This window comes from Arthrobacter arnarulunnguaqae (assembly GCF_051262515.1).
Taxonomy (GTDB): Bacteria; Actinomycetota; Actinomycetes; order Actinomycetales; family Micrococcaceae; genus Arthrobacter_N.
This window is the reverse complement of record NZ_JBIMER010000002.1, coordinates 150,491-168,443: the sequence shown is the minus strand read 5'-3', so window position 1 is coordinate 168,443 and position 17,953 is coordinate 150,491. Positions and strand designations below refer to the sequence as shown.

22 protein-coding genes are annotated in these 17,953 nt (G+C 68.3%); 10 read left to right on the top strand and 12 right to left on the bottom strand.

Annotated features, from left to right (window positions below; all coding sequences use genetic code 11):
* Position 1: 1 nt before the first annotated feature.
* Positions 2-841: an SAM-dependent methyltransferase gene (locus tag ACHAAJ_RS03015; RefSeq protein WP_435726435.1), complete on the top strand. Its 840-nt coding sequence runs from the start codon at positions 2-4 to the stop codon at positions 839-841.
* On the opposite strand, the gene ACHAAJ_RS03010 is transcribed toward ACHAAJ_RS03015, so the two are convergent.
* The 3 genes from ACHAAJ_RS03010 to sigE all read right to left on the bottom strand — a co-directional run bounded on the left by ACHAAJ_RS03010 (position 838) and on the right by sigE (position 2,872).
* Positions 838-1,227, bottom strand: coding sequence for a sec-independent translocase (locus ACHAAJ_RS03010; RefSeq protein WP_435726434.1), 390 nt, complete (start codon positions 1,225-1,227; stop codon positions 838-840). The two genes, ACHAAJ_RS03015 and ACHAAJ_RS03010, sit on opposite strands and share 4 nt — an antisense overlap.
* A 67-nt stretch (positions 1,228-1,294) precedes the next feature.
* Complete coding sequence (locus ACHAAJ_RS03005) at positions 1,295-2,245, bottom strand: anti-sigma factor family protein (RefSeq protein WP_435726591.1); 951 nt, start codon at positions 2,243-2,245, stop codon at positions 1,295-1,297.
* Positions 2,246-2,248: 3 nt separating this feature from the next.
* Positions 2,249-2,872, bottom strand: coding sequence for an RNA polymerase sigma factor SigE (sigE, locus tag ACHAAJ_RS03000; RefSeq protein WP_435726433.1), 624 nt, complete (start codon positions 2,870-2,872; stop codon positions 2,249-2,251).
* Positions 2,873-2,983: 111 nt separating this feature from the next.
* On the opposite strand from sigE, the gene ACHAAJ_RS02995 reads away from it, so the two are divergent.
* A complete protein-coding gene (locus ACHAAJ_RS02995) occupies positions 2,984-3,619 on the top strand; it encodes an O-methyltransferase (RefSeq protein WP_435726432.1) in 636 nt (211 codons plus the stop codon).
* Between the two features lie 126 nt (positions 3,620-3,745).
* Here ACHAAJ_RS02995 and ACHAAJ_RS02990 read toward each other — a convergent pair whose 3' ends face one another.
* The 3 genes from ACHAAJ_RS02990 to ACHAAJ_RS02980 all read right to left on the bottom strand — a co-directional run bounded on the left by ACHAAJ_RS02990 (position 3,746) and on the right by ACHAAJ_RS02980 (position 5,173).
* Positions 3,746-3,913: a DUF3117 domain-containing protein gene (locus tag ACHAAJ_RS02990; RefSeq protein ID WP_435726431.1), complete on the bottom strand. Its 168-nt coding sequence runs from the start codon at positions 3,911-3,913 to the stop codon at positions 3,746-3,748.
* Between the two features lie 103 nt (positions 3,914-4,016).
* Positions 4,017-4,367, bottom strand: a complete 351-nt coding sequence (locus ACHAAJ_RS02985) for a DivIVA domain-containing protein (RefSeq protein ID WP_435726430.1) — start codon at positions 4,365-4,367, stop codon at positions 4,017-4,019.
* An 8-nt stretch (positions 4,368-4,375) separates the two neighbouring features.
* Entirely contained in the window at positions 4,376-5,173 is a 798-nt protein-coding gene (locus ACHAAJ_RS02980; RefSeq protein WP_435726429.1) for an LOG family protein, read from the bottom strand.
* Positions 5,174-5,326: 153 nt separating this feature from the next.
* On the opposite strand from ACHAAJ_RS02980, the gene ACHAAJ_RS02975 reads away from it, so the two are divergent.
* From ACHAAJ_RS02975 to ACHAAJ_RS02960, 4 genes are all read left to right on the top strand, one after another.
* On the top strand, positions 5,327-6,100 hold the full coding sequence (locus ACHAAJ_RS02975) for an amino acid ABC transporter ATP-binding protein (RefSeq protein ID WP_435726427.1): 774 nt from the start codon (positions 5,327-5,329) through the stop codon (positions 6,098-6,100).
* A gap of 52 nt (positions 6,101-6,152) precedes the next feature.
* Positions 6,153-6,977 (top strand): glutamate ABC transporter substrate-binding protein, encoded by an 825-nt coding sequence (locus ACHAAJ_RS02970; RefSeq protein WP_435726425.1) that lies wholly within the window; start codon positions 6,153-6,155, stop codon positions 6,975-6,977.
* Positions 6,978-7,084: 107 nt separating this feature from the next.
* Positions 7,085-7,762 (top strand): amino acid ABC transporter permease, encoded by a 678-nt coding sequence (locus tag ACHAAJ_RS02965; RefSeq protein WP_435726423.1) that lies wholly within the window; start codon positions 7,085-7,087, stop codon positions 7,760-7,762.
* Positions 7,759-8,682, top strand: a complete 924-nt coding sequence (locus ACHAAJ_RS02960; RefSeq protein ID WP_435726421.1) for an amino acid ABC transporter permease — start codon at positions 7,759-7,761, stop codon at positions 8,680-8,682. Before ACHAAJ_RS02965 ends, ACHAAJ_RS02960 begins: the two co-directional genes overlap by 4 nt.
* Positions 8,683-8,779: 97 nt before the next feature.
* Here the strand turns inward: ACHAAJ_RS02960 and dapE are convergent, their stop codons facing one another.
* Positions 8,780-9,898 carry a succinyl-diaminopimelate desuccinylase gene (dapE, locus tag ACHAAJ_RS02955; protein WP_435726420.1) on the bottom strand — a complete coding sequence of 373 codons (1,119 nt, stop codon included), beginning with the start codon at positions 9,896-9,898 and terminating at the stop codon, positions 8,780-8,782.
* 40 nt (positions 9,899-9,938) lie between these two features.
* Between dapE and dapD the strand changes: the two genes are divergently transcribed.
* Together dapD and ACHAAJ_RS02945 are read left to right on the top strand one after the other, a co-directional pair.
* On the top strand, positions 9,939-10,910 hold the full coding sequence (gene dapD, locus ACHAAJ_RS02950) for a 2,3,4,5-tetrahydropyridine-2,6-dicarboxylate N-succinyltransferase (RefSeq protein ID WP_435726419.1): 972 nt from the start codon (positions 9,939-9,941) through the stop codon (positions 10,908-10,910).
* A gap of 109 nt (positions 10,911-11,019) precedes the next feature.
* A complete protein-coding gene (locus ACHAAJ_RS02945) occupies positions 11,020-11,841 on the top strand; it encodes a hypothetical protein (RefSeq protein WP_435726590.1) in 822 nt (273 codons plus the stop codon).
* A gap of 17 nt (positions 11,842-11,858) precedes the next feature.
* On the opposite strand, the gene ACHAAJ_RS02940 is transcribed toward ACHAAJ_RS02945, so the two are convergent.
* The 4 genes from ACHAAJ_RS02940 to fdxA all read right to left on the bottom strand — a co-directional run bounded on the left by ACHAAJ_RS02940 (position 11,859) and on the right by fdxA (position 15,504).
* The gene (locus ACHAAJ_RS02940) at positions 11,859-12,506 is read right to left on the bottom strand and encodes a hypothetical protein (protein ID WP_435726417.1); all 648 of its coding nucleotides are present in this window, start codon (positions 12,504-12,506) and stop codon (positions 11,859-11,861) included.
* A 154-nt stretch (positions 12,507-12,660) separates the two neighbouring features.
* Positions 12,661-13,944: a citrate synthase gene (locus ACHAAJ_RS02935; RefSeq protein ID WP_435726416.1), complete on the bottom strand. Its 1,284-nt coding sequence runs from the start codon at positions 13,942-13,944 to the stop codon at positions 12,661-12,663.
* A gap of 107 nt (positions 13,945-14,051) precedes the next feature.
* Complete coding sequence (gene dapC / locus ACHAAJ_RS02930) at positions 14,052-15,158, bottom strand: succinyldiaminopimelate transaminase (RefSeq protein WP_435726414.1); 1,107 nt, start codon at positions 15,156-15,158, stop codon at positions 14,052-14,054.
* 22 nt (positions 15,159-15,180) lie between these two features.
* Entirely contained in the window at positions 15,181-15,504 is a 324-nt protein-coding gene (fdxA, locus tag ACHAAJ_RS02925) for a ferredoxin (protein WP_435726412.1), read from the bottom strand.
* Positions 15,505-15,635: 131 nt separating this feature from the next.
* Between fdxA and ACHAAJ_RS02920 the strand changes: the two genes are divergently transcribed.
* Positions 15,636-15,908, top strand: a complete 273-nt coding sequence (locus ACHAAJ_RS02920) for a hypothetical protein (RefSeq protein WP_435726410.1) — start codon at positions 15,636-15,638, stop codon at positions 15,906-15,908.
* An 8-nt stretch (positions 15,909-15,916) separates the two neighbouring features.
* Here the strand turns inward: ACHAAJ_RS02920 and ACHAAJ_RS02915 are convergent, their stop codons facing one another.
* Positions 15,917-17,200: an MFS transporter gene (locus ACHAAJ_RS02915; protein ID WP_435726408.1), complete on the bottom strand. Its 1,284-nt coding sequence runs from the start codon at positions 17,198-17,200 to the stop codon at positions 15,917-15,919.
* 150 nt (positions 17,201-17,350) lie between these two features.
* Between ACHAAJ_RS02915 and ACHAAJ_RS02910 the strand changes: the two genes are divergently transcribed.
* Positions 17,351-17,845, top strand: a complete 495-nt coding sequence (locus ACHAAJ_RS02910) for an ArsR/SmtB family transcription factor (protein WP_435726407.1) — start codon at positions 17,351-17,353, stop codon at positions 17,843-17,845.
* Positions 17,846-17,953 lie beyond the last annotated feature (108 nt).

The following is a 17,953-nucleotide window of genomic DNA, read 5'->3' as shown; positions in this document are numbered from 1 at the left end:
CGTGATTGTCCCCGACATTCCCCAGACCGCAGTGGCGGTCGCCGACCACTACGACGAACTCGATCCGGTTTATCGTCGCGTGTGGGGCGAGCATGTCCATCACGGGTTCTGGGCGACGGGTCGCGAGACGCCCGCCGAGGCCGTCGAGGCGCTGGTCGACACGGTGGGCGACCGGCTGGGTCTTATGCCCGCAGAAGCGTGCGTCGACATCGGCTGCGGCTACGGCTCCACCGCGAGGCGGCTCGCGGCGACACGCTCGGTTCGCGTTACCGGCTTCACGCTATCCACCGAGCAGGCCCACTACGCCGCCGCACGTCCCGCATCCGGCGTGGACATCCATCTCCGCGACTGGCTCGCCAACGGACTGCCCGATGGCTCGGCCGATGCCGCATGGGCCATCGAGTCGAGCGAGCACATGGTCGACAAGCCGGCGTTTTTCGCCGAGGTGCATCGCGTGCTGTCGCCCGGGGGCCGCCTCGTCGTCTGCGCGTGGCTCGCAGAGACAGGAGCCAGCGGTTGGAAGGTTCGCCACCTGCTCGAGCCAATTTGCCGCGAAGGGCGCCTGCCCTCGATGGGCACGCGCGAGGAGTATGAGTCGATGGCAAGGGCGGCGGGCTTTTCGATCGACGGCTATGAGGACGTGAGCCGCCGCGTCGGACGCACCTGGACAATCTGCGCCCTTCGACTGGGGAAGGCCTTGGCCGTCGATCGAGAGACCCGTCGCCTCGCCCTGGGCGCACGCAATCGCATCTTCGTGCTATCCATCCCCCGCCTGATTCTGGCCTACCGCACCGGCGCGATGCGCTATGGGATATTCACCCTGTCGAAGGCGAACGCCTAGGTCGCCTCGGAATCGAAGGGCGCCGCTTCGCCGTCGGTCAGCGGCGGTTCAGCCGAACGCTTCGGCGTCGTGGGGCCCGACGGCGAAATCGCCTTGGCGGGCGCTTCCCTGGCCGCCAAGACGGCGTCGTCGAAATCGTCCAGCAACGCGTCCTTGATGATCTTGCGCGGGTCGTACTGCCGCGGGTCCAGCTTGCGCCAATCGATGTCGGCGATCTCGTCGCCGACCTCCTCGCGCAGCTGTTCCTTGGCACCCGTGGCCATCCGGCGGACTTCCTTCACCAGCCGGGCAAGTTGTGCGGCGTATTCGGGAAGTTTGTCGGGGCCCAGCACGAGGACCGCAAGCACCGCGAGGATGAGGAACTCGCCACCGTTAATTCCGAACACGCTTAGAGATTACCCGCTAGGCGGTGCAACACCGTATTTTCCGCGGTGCCGCGCGGCGAGCCACGCGTCACCGGCCGGTGTCCAAGACCATGAGCCGTGCCATGCCGCGGCCGATGCGCTCCCAGCCCTCGGCTTCCCGCACGCCGTCGGGGGCCAACTTGGAGTGCTCGCTGACGACGATCCGCCTGAGCACGGCCACGGTCACCTGCTCCCCGAGCGTGGATTCGACTTCGTACCGGGTCGCGTCCATCTCCACCGTCGCCCGGTGCGGAGTACCTGGATCCTGCGCGGTCCGCAGGGAGACCTGTTCGCCGGCAACCAGCCGCGTTTCCGGCCGCTGAGTGCTCCCGGCCTCCGTCGGCGCGGCCGACTGGCTGTTGCCGTCCGGTCCGCCGAGGAGCGACGGCATCAGGGACTTGCCGCTCTCGACCACACGAACGTCGCCCGCCGCGCCGGAGAAGTCGAGGACCAGCCGCGCGGCCCCGTCGACCCGTTGGCCTTTCGCGCCGACGAGCGCCAAACCCATGTCGGTGAATTCGGGACAGTTCCACCCGGCACCACGGAGGCGTTCGATGTCGCCGCCGGTCAGCTCGGTGCTGTCTCCGGTCCAGGCTGCGGACACCACGTCCGCGGCGGGGTTTGAGCGGTCCGTGCCGCCCAGCAACCACGCGGCACCGAGCACCCCCACGACCAGGACCATGGCGGCGACGGAGGCGAGGGCCGGGGCCATGCGGCGCAACCGGGAGCCCTCGCTGTAGGCGTCGATGAACGCCGCCCAGTCGGAATCCGCCGCCGCGGAATGGGGCTGGCAGAGCCGGTCCAGCAGCGCCTGATCGGGCGTCGGACCCGAGTGCGGCGCCGATGAGAAGGCGCGCAGCCGCTCGAGCAGTCGCTGGCGGTCGGCCAGGCTGGTGCGGCAATCCGAGCACGTGCGCACGTGCTCCTCGAGGGCGACGACGCGCTCGGCGGACAGGTCGCCGTCGATGTAGGCGTCGAGCCAGCGCTCCTGTCGGTGCATCACCTAGTGCGCCTCCGAGACGGCGGGACCCACCTTCGGCAAGACCATGCCGCTCGCCGCGGTCCGGGAGGGGTTGCGGTGGGCGAGCTTCTCGCGCAGGAGCGTACGTCCTCGGTGGATGCGCGAACGGACCGTTCCCAGCTTGACGCCCAACGCCGCGGCCACCTCCTCGTAGGAAAGTCCCTCGAGGTCGCACAGGACGACGGCGGCGCGGAAGTCCGGCGGCAACCCGTCGAGGGCCGCCTGGACGTCGATGTCCAGGTTGTTGTGCTCGAAGCTCCGCTCCGGTCCGGGGTCCTTGCCCTCGACGCGGTTCTCCGCGTCCTCGCCCAGGGAATCGAAGCGGATGCGGTTCCGGCGCCTCGCCTGGTCCAGGAAGAGGTTGGTGGTGATGCGGTGCAGCCACCCGCCGATCGTGCCCGGCGTGAAATTGTGCAGCGAACGGAACACCCGGACGAACGTCTCCTGGGTGAGGTCCTCGGCGTCGAACCTGTTGCCCGTCAGGCGGTACGCCAAGCGGTAGACGCGGGGCGAATGGACCTCGACGATTTCGTCCCAGCCCGGAACCACGGTCTCTTCGGGTTCGGGGGCCAGGCCGGCTGCGCGGTTCGATGGTGTTGCGTTCACGTATACATTCTGGCCGAAGAGGCTGTGAGATTGCTGGGGAATGGCTGGCGCTAGGATGGAATCGGCCGTCCGGCCACCACTCCACCAGCACACCGAAGGAACTTCCACGCCATGAGCTCCGACAAGCAGAGCAGCTGGTCCTACACCGAGGCCTTGCCGGTCGAGGACGAGGTCGTCACGCGAGCCCGCGAGCGCGGACACGAACTCGGGGTCTGGCCCGTCGGATCCGGCACCGCGGCGCTGCTCACGGTGCTCGCCGCCGCCTCCAAGGCGCGGACCGCGGTGGAGATCGGTTCCGGCGTCGGGGTATCCGGGGTCAGCCTCCTGCGCGGCCTGGACCGCCAGTCCGTCTTCACGACCATCGACATCGACGTCGACCACCTCAATGCGGCGCGCGAGGCGTATCTCGACGCCGGCGTCGCCCCGAACCGCACCCGCACCATCTGCGGCCGCGCGCGCGACGTCCTGCCCCGGTTGACCGATGCCGCCTACGACCTCGTCTTCATCGACGCCGACAAGACGCACCTGGCCGACTACGTGGATCACGGCGTGCGCCTCCTGCGCCGCGGGGGCATGCTCATGGTCCACGACGCCCTCGATGCGGACCGCGTCCCGCAACCGGCCGTGCGCCAACCGACCACGGTCGCGGCGCGCCAGATGGGGCGCTTCCTGCGCGAGCGCGAAGACCTGGTGACATCGATGGTGCCGACGGGCAGCGGCCTGCTGCTGGCGGTCAAGACCGCGTAGTCGGAACCGAACGTCCACCCATAGTGCGGGTGATGCAAAAGGGTTCGGACGGCGGCGGCCGTCCGAACCCTTTTGCGTGAATCCGACGCGTCGGTGGCGCATCGAGTCGAGGCATCCCGAGGGGTCTTATTCCGTGACGCCGACGAGGCACTCCTTCAGTTCGGCCGCCTCGGCGCCGTTGAGCTCCACCACAAGGCGCCCACCGCCGTCGATCGGCACTCGCATGATCAGGCTACGGCCTTCCTTCGTGACCTCCATGGGGCCATCCCCGGTACGCGGTTTCATCGCAGCCATTGGCGCTGTGTTCCTTCCTAGGTGTCACGGAACCCCCTGGCCCCGCCGCTCGAACGTCGAACGAATCCGCCGGAGCGGAAAGGCGTTCAACCTGCATTTCATATTATTCCGGAGATTGGTTCGTGGTGCTAATCACAGGCTTGCGCCGCGCGTCGCCGAGCTCAGTTTCGAGCCGCGTGATCTCGTCCGCCAGTGCCTCGAGCACCGCGTCGACCTGTTCACATCGGTACCCCCGCAACCCGACGCCGAAACGCACCCGGGCGACGTCCACCGCCGTCGGACGCTCGGGAAGGAGCACCGGCGGAAGGTTGGGCAGGGGCTCGGCCAGGCCGAGGAGCTCTCCATCGGAGAAGGGCGCCGGGCCGGGCGCACGCCCCCCGCGCCGGCCGCCGACCGCGAGGAGCACGGCGAGGCCCGCCACCACCACGGCCACGACGACCAGCACGAACTCCATGGCCGGCCCTAGTCCGCGCGGCCCGCGGGGTCCGCGCGCCCCTGGGATTCGTGGGACGCGATCAGGCGCACCGCTTCCTCCGGGTCGTCGGTCATCCGGATCAGGTCCATGTCCCGCTCGGAGATCGCGCCCTCGCCCGCGACGGTTGCGCGCAGCCAGGCCACCAGCGGTTCCCAATACTCCGTGCCCACCAGGACGATGGGAAAGCTCGTCACCTTCTCCGTCTGAACCAGCGTCAGGGCCTCGAAGAGCTCGTCCAGCGTGCCGAAGCCACCGGGGAGGACGATAAATCCCTGCGAGTACTTGACAAACATGGTTTTCCGCGCGAAAAAATATCGGAAGTTGATGCCCAGGTCGACGAACTCGTTGAGGCCGGTTTCGAAGGGCAGCTCGATGCCCAGCCCCACCGAAGTGCCGTCCATCTCGATCGCGCCCTTGTTGGCGGCCTCCATGGTCCCCGGCCCGCCGCCGGTGATCACGGCGTAGCCGGCCTCCACCAACAGCGAGCCGATCCGTTCGGCCAGGAGATACCGTTCGGAGTTCCGTTCCGTGCGGGCGGATCCGAACACGCTGACGGCCGGGCCAAGCTCGGAGAGGGTGCCGAACCCCTCGACGAATTCGCTTTGGATCCGCAGCACGCGCCACGGATCGGTGTGGGTGAAGTCGATCCCCTTGGGGGAATCCAGCAGTTGGGCGTCCGCCTGCTGGGTCTGGGCTTGTTGGTGCCGCAGAACCACGGATCCCTTGCGTCGTGCCGGGTACGGCAGGGGGTCGAAGGCCGGGCCGGAGGAGTTGCTGCTGGACATGCTTCCACCCTATAGCGAGCACGCCCGGTCCGGGTTCCGAACAGGCCCGGTCAATCCCGGGGTGACTCGGCAAAATAAAGATTCCGCGACGATCCGGCCCGAAGTGCCCGCGGGTACATTGTGGCGCGCCTTACATCCGCTAGTCTCGTCCCTATGAGCACTGATCCCCAGACCGGCAACGCCACGGCGACCGGACCGGTCGTCCGCTTGGCGAAGGTCAACAAGCACTATGGGCCGCTTCACGTTCTGCAGAACATCGAGCTCGAGGTGGCCAAGGGCGAAGTGGTGGTGGTGCTGGGGCCGTCCGGTTCCGGCAAGTCGACACTGTGCCGCGCCATCAACCGCTTGGAGACGATCGACGACGGCGAAATCTACATCGACGGCAAGCTGCTTCCCGAAGAGGGCAAGCAGCTGGCTGGCCTGCGGGCGGACGTGGGGATGGTCTTCCAGTCCTTCAACCTGTTCGCCCACAAGTCCATCCTGGAAAACGTGACGCTCGGCCCGATCCAGGTCAAGGGCATGAAGAAGGCGGACGCCAACAAGCTAGCCATGGAACTGCTCGAGCGGGTCGGGGTCGCCAACCAGAAGGACAAGCTCCCCGCCCAGCTTTCCGGCGGCCAGCAGCAGCGCGTGGCCATCGCCCGCGCGCTCGCCATGCGCCCCAAGGTCATGCTGTTCGACGAGCCCACCTCCGCCTTGGACCCGGAGATGATCCAGGAGGTGCTGGACACCATGGTGGGCCTGGCGAAGGAGGGCATGACCATGATCGTGGTGACCCACGAGATGGGCTTCGCCCGGAAGGCCGCGGACCGCGTGGTTTTCATGGCCGACGGCCAGATCGTGGAGCAGTCGACTCCCCACGATTTCTTCACGAACCCCAGCACCGACCGTGCCAAGGACTTCCTCGGCAAACTGATCACCCACTAGCACCACCACTCGCGGCCGCCCCACGGGGCGGCCACATACCAAGGAGAATGACATGCGCAAGAACCGCATCGCGCTCGCCGCCGTCACGGCCGTGGCGGCACTGACCCTTTCCGCCTGCGGCGGCGGTGGCGACGCCGGCGAGTCCGAGGACTCGATCAAGATCGGCATCAAGTTCGACCAGCCCGGTCTCGGCTTCAAGGACGGCGACACCTACAAGGGTTTCGACGTCGACGTCGCCAAGTACGTGGCCAACGAACTCGGCTATGCCGAGGACCAGATCGAATTCGTCTCGGCTCCGTCCGCGAACCGCGAGACCATGCTGCAGAACAACCAGGTCGACATGATCTTCGCGACGTATTCCATCACCGACACGCGCAAGGAGGTCGTCGACTTCGCGGGACCGTATTTTGTCGCCGGCCAGGACCTGTTGATCAGCGTCGACTCCGACATCACGTCCCCGGAGGACCTCAACGGCAAGAACCTGTGTTCCGTCACCGGTTCCACGTCCGCGCAGAAGGTCAAGGACACCCTGGCCACGGACGTGAACCTGCAGGAGCTCCCGGGCTACGCCGAGTGCACCACACAGATGTCCGGCGGCACCATCGACGCCGTCACCACCGACGACATCATCCTGGCCGGCCTGGCGGCGCAGCCGGCCTACCAGGGCAAGTTCAAGGTTCTGGGCCAGCCGTTCTCGGAGGAGAACTACGGCGTCGGACTGCCCAAGGGATCCGACCAGTGCGAGGCCATCAACGAGGCCATCACCAAGATGGTCGACTCCGGCGAATGGAAGACGGCGCTCGAGACCAACACCGAGGGCACGGGCTACGAGCCGAACGCGGAACTCAACCCGCCGACGCCCGCACCCTGCGCCTAGCCGACGAGCCACACCCGGCGGGACGGCTCCAGTGATGGAGCCGTCCCGCCGGGGACCGCTTTCCCACTGGGCCGCGTCCGCGCGGCCACCAAGTATAGAGGCAGGCAGTGGACAACTACCTATCGATCTTCACGGAATACGACATCCCGGCCGCGTTCTGGGTCAACATCAAGCTGACTTTCTGGGCCGCCATCGGATCGCTCGTTCTGGGGACCTTCCTGGCCATGATGCGGATCTCGCCGGTCCCCAGCTTCCGCGCCATCGGCACCTCCTACGTCAACATCATCCGCAACACGCCGCTGACCATCATCATCCTGTTCGGCGTTCTTGCCCTCAACGGCCAGCTGGGCGTCAGTCTGGGCGGCGGCTTCCAGGAGAACTTCTTCCGTCTGGCTGTCATGGGACTCGCGGTCTACCACGCGGCATTCGTCTGCGAGGCCATCAGGTCCGGCGTGAACACCGTCCCGCTCGGGCAGGCCGAGGCCGCCCGCGCCATCGGGCTCGGATTCATGCCGGCGGCCCGCCTCGTGATCCTTCCGCAGGCCTTCCGGGGCGCCATCGTGCCGCTGGGCAACGTGCTGATCGCCCTGATCAAGAACTCCACGGTGGCCGCAGTCGGTTCCGTTGCCATCGAGGCGTCATCCGTCATGAAGACGATGATCGAGTTCCGGTCCGACATCGTCATCCCGATCTTCCTCACCTTCGCCGCCGGGTTCGTGATCATCGTGATCCCCGTCGGACTCCTGACCACCTGGCTCTCCAAGAAACTGGCGGTGTCCCGATGAGCGCATCGGTAATCTTCGACGCACCCGGGCCCAAGTCCCGCCGGACCATCCTCGCCATCAACATCGTTGGCGTGGCCGTCATCGCTGGTCTCCTCTGGTGGATCATCGCCGGCCTCGCCGCGAAGAACCAGATGCAGGCCTCGCAGTGGGACGACTTCCTGGAGGCAAGCACATGGACCAACTACCTGCTGCCCGGCCTCGTCAACACCCTCAAGGCCGCCGCGCTGGGCATCGTCGGATCCGTGGTGTTCGGCCTGGTCTTCGGCATGGGCCGGCTCTCGCACAACAAGCTGATCAACGGGATCAGCTCCGTGGTCGTGGAGTTCTTCCGCGCAGTGCCGGTGCTGCTGATGATCGTCTTCTTCAACGTCTTCTTCGCCCGCACCCTGCAGATCTCCAACGACAGCGCGCTGTGGGCCGTGGTCGCCGCACTGGTCTTCTACAACGGATCCGTGGTGGCCGAACTCGTCCGGTCCGGCGTGCACAACCTGCCCAAGGGCCAGCGCGAGGCGGGCATCGCGATCGGGCTCACCCGGCAGCAGTCGTTGCGCCTGATCGAGATCCCGCAGGCCCTGATCGCGATGCTGCCGGCCCTGATCGGGCAGTTCGTCGTGATCCTGAAGGACTCCGCGCTGGGCTACATCATCAGCTTCAACGAGCTGCTGTTCTTCGGACGCACGTACTCGTCCCCGAACGGCAACGTCCTGCAAGCGCTGATAGTGGTGGCGGCCATCTTCATCCTCATCAACTTCTCGCTTTCGCGACTGGCGGAGTTCGTCTCCAGCCGGCTCAGCAGCCGGGGGCCCGGCAAGGTCAAGCCAAAGGCCGAAGAACCCGTCGGCGTTCCGGCGGGCCTCCCACCGGCCGCCGGCGCGGCGACCGCGCCGAAGGACCCGGATGACCCGAGGGACAAGAAATAGACCGGACGTTCCGCGTTCGGGCCAACGAGACAGCGGCGCCGCCACACCCGTAACCATCACGGGGTGGCGGCGCCGCTTGCGTGTCAGGCGTCCTGCGTCAGGCGGTCAGCCAGCGCGTCAGCGCGGCCAGGCATTCGCGGACCGCGTCCGCCTCCACGTGCTCGTTGTCCGTGTGGGCCAGCAGCGCATCGCCCGGGCCGAAGTTCACGGCCGGGATGCCCAGTTCCGAGAAGCGAGCCACGTCCGTCCAGCCGTACTTGGGCAGGGGCACTGCTCCCACGGCCTCCACGAACGAGGCCGCCGCCGGGTGGCTCAGTCCCGGACGGGCACCGGGCGCGGCGTCGGTCCGCACCACGTCGAAGCCGTCCATCAGCCGGCGCACGTAGGTCTCGGCGTCATCGATGCCCTTGTCCGGCGCGAACCGGTAGTTGATCTCCACCTCGCAGTGGTCCGGGATCACGTTGCCGGCGATGCCTCCGGAGATCCGGACGGCGTTCAGCGATTCCCGGTACTGAAGCCCGTCGACGTCCACGGTCGCCGGCTCGTGCCCGGCCAGCCGGGCCAGAATGTCCGCCGCGCCGTGGATGGCGTTCCGACCCATCCACGCGCGGGCCGAATGCGCGGCGACGCCCCGGGTGGTCACGCGGAAGCGGGACGTTCCGTTGCAGCCGCCCTCGACAGTGCCGTTCGTGGGCTCCAGCAGGATCGCGAAGTCGGCCTCCAGCAGCTCCGGGCTGTTGCGCACCAGCCGCCCCAGACCGGACTTGCTGCCCTCGACTTCCTCATGGTCGTAGAACACGTACGTCACGTCCCGGTTGGGTGCGGCGAGGCCCGCGGCCAGCGCCAGCTGGACGGCGACGCCTCCCTTCATGTCCGTCGCGCCGCGCCCGAACAACGTCTCGCCGTCCCAGGCAGAGGGGACCGTCCCGCGGGCGCCCCCGGTGGTGGGCAGCGGCACGGTGTCCAGGTGCCCGGCCAACACGACGCGCTCGGGCAGGCCCAAGCGAGTGCGGGCGACGATCGCGTCGCCGTCGCGGTGGACCTCCAGGTGCGCCAGGTCCCGGAGCGCGTCCTCGACGAGATCGGCGACGGCGCGCTCGTTCCCGGAGACGGATTCGACGTCGATCAGGGCCGCCGTCAGGGCGGCGACGTCGCCGCGCGGGTCGAGGGCGGCAGGCTGCGGTGTGCGCGGGCGCGCGTGCTGGGCTGAAGTCACCCGTCCAGCGTAACCCCGCCGCCGCGGCTAACATGGAGGCATGACTTCCGCAGATGCCCAGCCCGGTCTTGTCCAAAACCCCGCCGACTCCACCGTTCGCGTCGCGTCCGGATACGGCCTCGCCACCCGCGCGGCGGACGGTTCGGTCCTGGACGTGTGGTTCCCGGCCCCCTCCCTCGGCCCGCTCGAACGCGCTCCCCAGGTCTCCGGCGAACTGGCCGCGGTCGTGGCGGACGACGCCGACCGCGGAACCACACAGGAAGTGGTGGAGATCGAGGCCGACCTCGACGTCGCCCCGGCCGACGCCGTCGACGCCTGGCTCCGCCTCCACCTGCTCTCGCACCGCCTCGTCGCCCCGAACGAACAGAACCTCGACGGCGTGTTCGGCCTGCTCTCAAACGTCGTCTGGACGAACTTCGGGCCGTGTTCGGTCGACGGGTTCGAGACCACCCGCCTGAAGCTCCGCCGCCGCGGCGCCGTCTCCGTGTACGGCGTGGACAAGTTCCCCCGCATGGTCGACTACGTCCTGCCGGCGGGTGTCCGCATCGCAGACGCCGACCGCGTCCGTCTGGGAGCGCACCTCGCAGCCGGGACCACGGTGATGCACGAGGGCTTCGTGAACTTCAACGCCGGAACGCTCGGCTCCTCGATGGTCGAGGGCCGCATCTCGGCCTCCGTGGTCGTCGGCGACGGCTCCGACGTCGGCGGCGGCGCCTCGATCATGGGGACGCTCTCCGGCGGCGGCAAGGAACGCATCGTGATCGGACAGCGCGTCCTGCTGGGCGCGAACTCCGGCGTCGGCATCTCCATCGGCGACGACTGCGTCGTGGAGGCCGGCCTGTACGTCACCGCGGGAACGCGCGTCCAGCTCGGGGACCGGACGGTCAAGGCGCTGGAGCTCTCCGGCGTGCCGAACCTGCTCTTCCGCCGCAACTCGTCCTCCGGCGCCGTCGAGGCCCTCCCCCGCCAGGGACAGACGGTGGAGCTGAACTCGGCCCTGCATGCCAACTGACCCCCACCGCCGGGTTCTAGCCCTCGGGGCGGAATGGAGCCGGACGCCGTCCCGCCGCGGGAGGTCCGGACAGCTGGCGCACCGCAGGCGACGGCGCGCCCGGTCGGTGATGGCGCTCCTGCTCGGCGTCGCCGTCGTCGGGGGCGGAATCTACGCGGCCTACGCGTACCTCGAGGACGAGCAGACGCTGGTGCGCGAGCGCTGCGACGCCGTCGTCGGTTCCGACCGGCACGAGCTGGATCCGGAACAGGCGGGCAACGCGGCGCTGATCGCCGCGGTCTCCGTCCGGCGCGGGATGCCCGCCCGGGCGGCGACGATCGCGATCGCCACCGGGGTCCAGGAATCCAAGCTGCGCAACATCGACTACGGCGACACCGCCGGCCCCGATTCGCGCGGCCTCTTCCAGCAGCGCCCGTCGCAGGGCTGGGGGACGCAGGCGCAAGTCATGGATCCGCTCTACGCCGCGAACCGGTTCTACGAGGAGCTGGACACGTTCGACTACGTGGACATGCCGGTGACCGAGGCCGCCCAGAAAGTCCAGCGAAGCGCCTACCCGGATGCCTATGCCGACCACGAGCCGGAAGGGCGCGCCTACGCGTCGGCGCTCACCGGCCAGTCCCCCGCCGCCCTGAACTGCGTGCTGCGCAAGGCGACGGCGTCCGGAGACCCTCAGGAGGTGGCCGATGCCGCGGAGGCCGCGTTCGGCGGCCTCTCCGCCACCGTCGATGGCCGCACCGTGGCCTTCGAGGCGCGTGGCACGCGGGGGTGGGCGGTTGCCCAGTGGGCGGTGGCCAACGCCGCGGCGCAGCAAACCACGTCCGTGGGACACGCGGGACTTCTCTGGAACCGCGCCGAGGATGGCTGGGTTCCGGCGTCCACCACGGATGGCAGCGTCGTCGTCACCGTCGCCGCCGCCGAGGGCGAGGGATAGCCGGGCGCGCTCAGGGCTCAGGGCTGCAGCATGCCGACGATCGGCTGGAGGTAGCTGCGGAACAGTTCCTCGTGCCGCGGCAGTTCCTGGCTCATGATCACGGTCCGCGGCTCCACGAACCACGCGCGGGGCTCGGCCAGCGGCAGCTCGACCAGGTTGAGGCTGATCGAGGCGGCCGGGAGGTCCGATTCGAGTTCGCGGTCCTGGACCAACCGCTCCAGCGCGGCCCTGCGCCCGGAGGCCGTGTGCTCGCGGGAGACCTCTCCGTATTCCAGAAGCCGCGCCTCCACCCAGCTGAACGCGGCGCCGTAGTGGGCGCGCATCAGCCGCTGCAGGGTCGGCGAGTCGTCGAACGCCGGAAAGCGCGGCGGTTCCAGCAGGGCGTCCAGTCCCGGGCGCGGATGTCCAGCGGGACCGCCATCGTGCTCCTGGAGATCGTGCCGCAGCAACCGGCGCCACCACTGCTGCCACTCCTGCCGCAACTCCGCGGCCCCGTGCCGGGGCACCTCGGGCGCGGCGACGGGACGCACCGGGGGCGACAACGGACAGAGCATCGGCTGATCGGCATGGGGGATCCCCGCCAGGTCGCGGAAGTACAGAGCAAGGAGGACCTGTTCGTGCGTGTCCGCGGACACCCGCCAACCGTCACCGGATCGTTCGTACATCCATGGCCTTCCTCGTGAAGGTTTCCCCCACCAGAGTAAACCCGTTTCGCCCCGCGGGCACCGAAAACCGCGTTTTGCCCCTGAACGCCAACGACAACGACGGCGGCCGGCCCGTTGGGAGCCGGCCGCCGCCGTCGTTCGTTGTTCCGCCGCGCTAGTTGCCCGGGTAGGTGCGCTCGCCCTCGCCGATGTAGAGCTGGCGCGGACGGCCGATCTTCAGCTGCGGATCCTGGATCATCTCGCGCCACTGCGCGATCCAACCCGGCAGGCGGCCGATCGCGAACAGCACCGTGAACATCTTCTCCGGGAAGCCCATGGCCTTGTAGATCAGGCCCGTGTAGAAGTCGACGTTCGGGTACAGCTTGCGCTCGATGAAGTAGTCGTCCGCCAGCGCGCGCTCCTCGAGCCGCATCGCGATGTCCAGAAGCTCGTCGTTGCCGCCAAGCTTGCCCAGGATGTCGTGGGCCGTCGCCTTGATGATCTTGGCGCGCGGGTCGTAGTTCTTGTAGACGCGGTGTCCGAAGCCCATGAGCCGGACGCCGTCCTCCTTGTTCTTGACCTTCTCCATGTAGTCCTCGGGCTTGATGCCGTCGGCCTGGATCTGGCGCAGCATCTTCAGCACGGCCTCGTTGGCGCCGCCGTGGGCCGGGCCGAACAGGGCGTTGATGCCGGCGGAGACGGACGCGAACATGTTCGCGTTGGAGGAGCCGACCAGTCGGACGGTGGACGTCGAACAGTTCTGTTCGTGGTCCGCGTGGAGGATCAGGAGCTGGTCCAGCGCCTTCACCAGATCCGGGTCGAGGTCGTACGGCTCGGCGGCGAGGCCGAAGCTCAGGCGCATGAAGTTCTCCACGAGGTTCATGGAGTTGTCCGGGTAGAGCAGCGCCTGGCCGATCGACTTCTTGTGCGCGTAGGCCGCGATGACGGGCATCTTCGCGAGCAGGCGGATGGTGGAGAGCTCCACCTGCTCCTCGTTGAACGGATCCAGCGAGTCCTGATACCAGGTGGACAGGGCGGACACGGCCGAGGAGAGCACCGGCATCGGGTGCGCGTCGCGCGGGAAACCGCCGAAGAAGCCCTTGAGCTCTTCATGCAGCAGCGTGTGGCGGCGGATCTTCTGGTCGAACTCCTCCAGCTCCGTATTCGAGGGAAGGTTCCCGTAGATGAGCAGGTAGGAGGTCTCCAGGAAGGTGGACTTCTGGGCCAGCTGCTCGATCGGGTAGCCGCGGTAGCGCAGGATGCCGGCGTCACCGTCGATGTAGGTGATGGCGGACTTCGTGGCCGCGGTGTTCATGAAGCCGGGGTCGTACGTGACGGCGCCGGTCGACTTGAGGAGCTTCGCAACGTCGAAGCCATTGTTGCCCTCAACGGCGGGGACAACAGGGAGCTCGAGCTCCGCACCCGCAAACGCTAAGCGGGCAGAATTCTGATCCGTCATGGCTTTTCCTCACCGGAGTACAGATGGTTCCAAAGGGCATTAATCACGGCTCACGCTACCGGCAACTCGGCGCCGACAACTAATCCGGCGGTCACGTTTCGGCCACGCTAGCCCGCATGCAGGCGCTGGACGGCGGCATCGATGCGCTCGTCGGCGGCCGTGAGCGCCACCCGAACGTAACCTTCGCCGGCCGTGCCGTAGAAGCTGCCCGGGCCCACCACGATTCCCAGGTCGGCAAGGCGTCCGACCGTGTCCCACGTGTCCTCGCCCGCCGTGGCCCACAGGTACAGCCCGGCCTCCGAGTGCTCGATCCGCAGCCCGAACGCGCCCAAAGCCGGGATCAGGCGTTCTCGGCGTCCGCGGTAGAGGTCCTTCTGCGCGGCCACGTGCGTGTCGTCGCCCAGGGCCACGCGCATGGCCTCCTGGACGGGGTGCGGCACGATCATGCCGGCGTGCTTGCGGTTGTTGATCAGCGTTGGCATCAGCTCGGGGGCGCCCGCAACGAACGCGGCGCGGTATCCCGCGACGTTGGACTGCTTGGAGAGCGAGTAGACGGAGAGCAGGGACGAATGGTCCCCGCCGCTGACGCGCGGGTCCAGGACACCGGGAACACCGGCCTCCCACCGGTCCCAGCCCAGCTCCGCGTAGCACTCGTCGGAGGCGACGACGGCGCCCAGCGATCGGGCGTCGCGCACCAGCTCGGCCAGTTCGTCGACATCGCGGACGATTCCGGTCGGGTTGCCGGGCGAGTTCACCCACACCAGGCGCACGCGCGCCCGGACGTCGGCGGGGAGGTCGGACAGTCGGTCCGCGGCGACCGCCTCGGCGCCGGCGAGCCTGGCGCCGATGTCGTACGTCGGGTACGCGACCTCGGGACGCACGACGACGTCTCCCGGGCCAACGCCGAGCAGCAGAGGCAGCCACGCCACCAGTTCCTTGGATCCGACCGTGGGCATGATGTTCGCCGGGTCGATCCCGTGCGTGCCGCGGCGCCGCGCGTACCAGTCGGAGATCGCGCGCCGCAGCGACTCGGTGCCGTGGGTCGTCGGGTAGCCGGGGGCGTCGGCGGCGGCGCGCAGCGCGTCCTGGACGATGCGCGGGGTCGGGTCCACCGGCGTGCCGATCGAGAGGTTGACCGCTCCGCCGTCGTGCCGTGCGGCCGTAGCCAGGTACGGGGCGAGCGAATCCCAGGGGTAGTCGGGGAGCTTCAGCATCTCCGGTGCGCGGCGACCGCCGCTAGCCCTGGTTCTGCGGCGGAAGGACGGAAATGATCGGGTGGTCGGTGCCCGTGTTGCCGAGCTTGGCGGCGCCGCCGGGCGATCCGATCTCGTCGAAGAACTCGACGTTGGCCTTGTAGTACTCCGCCCACTGCTCGGGGGTGTCGTCCTCGTAGTAGATGGCCTCGACGGGGCACACCGGCTCGCACGCACCGCAGTCGACGCACTCGTCCGGGTGGATGTACAGCGAGCGCTCGCCCTCGTAGATGCAGTCGACGGGACACTCCTCGATGCAGGCCTTGTCCTTAACGTCGACGCACGGCTGGGCGATGATGTAGGTCACGGTACCCGAGGCCTTCCTGTGGAGTGGGATGTTCCGGTGCGGCGGTCAGCGTTCGACCACGCACCCCCAGCTTAGTACGCCCGTGCGCCCGCCCGCTCTCAGGTGTCGTCACGGACCGCTACGATCGGGTCATGCCGAGCGACTTCTTCGACACACTCTCCCCCGGCGACCGGATCGTCGTACGCTACCGCCTCGAAGGCCCCCGCGGCGCGATGTCGAGCGACGCCCTGGGAACGTTCGTCGGGGTGCGCGCGGCGGCCACCGAAGCCGACGCCGCGGGCGAGACGGCAGGCGACGCCGTCGTCGTGCGGACCAGGTCCGGCGACGTGCCGGTGCCGCGCAGCGCTGTCACGCACGCCAAGCTCGTCCCCCCGGCCCCCGAACGACGGCGCCCCCGCGCGTAGCCGGCGTCCTAGCTGCGGCCGTCCGGGCCGCCGGCGTCGCGCTCGACCGATTCGGGCAGGGTGCGCATGCGCGGCAGCGGCGAGAAGAGTAACGGCAGGACGGCCGCGGCGCAGCCGACCACGCCGACCCACAGGGCCGTGACGAGGCCCGTCCATTCGCCGAGAACCCCCGCGAGCAGCGCCGCGAACGGCATGACGCCCCAGACCAGGAAGCGGATCGATGCGTTCATCCTCCCCAGCAGGCGGGGCGGGCAGATGCGCTGGCGCATGCTCACCTGGATGATGTTGTAGATCAGCACCCCGACCGTGAGCACGAACATCGACGCCGCAAGGACGAGGAAGGCGGCGACCTTGCCCTCGACCATCGTGGACAGCGGGAAGCCCGCCATCCCGACCGCTGTGAGGAGGCAGCTGACGGGCAGGGACGTTCCCTCGCCGATCCACTTCGCCACCTGCGGGGTCACCGAGGCCGCGATCAGCCCGCCCACGGCGCCCACGGAGTAGATCAGGCCGAGCTGCACGGTGTCGAGTCCGAGGGTGCGCAGGACCAGGATCGGAAGGAGCGTGAAAACGATGGTGCTGAAGAAGTTGGTGATCGCGGTCGTCAGGGCGATCCTGCCGATCAGCGGATGGCGCACCACGTACGCCAGTCCCTCCCGGATTTCGTCGGCCAGGTTGCGGGTCGCCGGCTCTGGGGCGGGTTTTTCGTTGTCGCGCACCCGCCAGAGGCACAGCGCCGAGATCAGATAACCGATCGCTTCGCCGATGAAGAGCACCGGCGCCGAGATGACGACCAGCAGCCCTCCCCCGAGCGCCGGCCCGGCCAGCCGCGACACCTGCCCCGTGGTCTCCAGCTTGGCGTTCGCCTCGGAGATCTGGTCGCGCGCCACCAGCGCCGGAATGTAGGACTGGTAGGACACGTCGAAGAACACGTTGGCCACGCCGATGGCCGCCGCGATCACCCAGAGGTGCCACATCTCCATCACGCCGGAGAACCACAGCGCCGGGATGGCAAGCATGGCCACCACGCGGGCCAGGTCCGCCCGGATCATGATGCGCCGCTTGAACCACCGGTCCACCCACGCCCCGACCGGCAGACCCACGAGGAGGAACGCGGCGGTGTTGGCGGCGTTGAGCACGCCCACTTCCCACTCGGTGGCATGCAGGAGGGACACCGCCAGGACGGGCAAGGCGACGGCGCCGAGCTGGGCCCCGAGCTGGCTGAGCGTCTGCCCGAGCCAGAAAACCAGGAAGTTGCCATCACGCAGAAGGGGCTTCGCCGGTTGGCTCACAGCTTCGTGAAAGTCGGTGGGACCGCCCCCAGCGGATCCCCCCGTCCCATCCGGCGCCGGCTGAGACTGGTGCCTAGAGGAGGTCATACGAACCTTGCTATGCGATTTGAGGAAGTCAATCAGTGCGGATATTTACCGTATGCTGAACATATGGCAACCGACGAGGAGCTGCAAGCACGAGCACGGGCCCTGAGTTCCCCCATCAGGCTACGAATCCTACGCCTTTGCCTGCATAAATCTAGGACCAACAAGGAAATCGCCGATCTGCTGGACATCAATCCGGCCACCTCGCTGCACCATGTTCGAACGCTGCTGGCCACCGGATTCCTCGAGGCCGAGGCCGCCCGCCGCGGCAATCGCGGGGCCAAGGAAGTCCCCTACCGCAGCACGCGAATGTCCTGGGGCACCAAGCTCCCGGACGCGGCCCCCGTGCTGGTGGAGACGTTCCTGCAGGAGATCGACGGCCTCTCTCCCAACGAAATCCAGGTGCTACGCGTCGGGCTGAAACTCACCGAGGAAGACCAGCGCGAGATGCTGGATCGCATCCGCGAGATCGTCTCCGACTACGCCCTGCGCACCGTCGGCGATGACGGCGTGGCCACTTCCCTGTTCCTTGCGCACCACCTGGACCAGACCGCGAATTAGCGCTCCCGCCCCCTCAAAAAAACGCAATACCCCCCGAAGTGGACATTACCGCCGGTTATTCCGGTAGGTAATGTCCACTTCGGGGGGTGGGGGGTGCTGGTTGGGGGG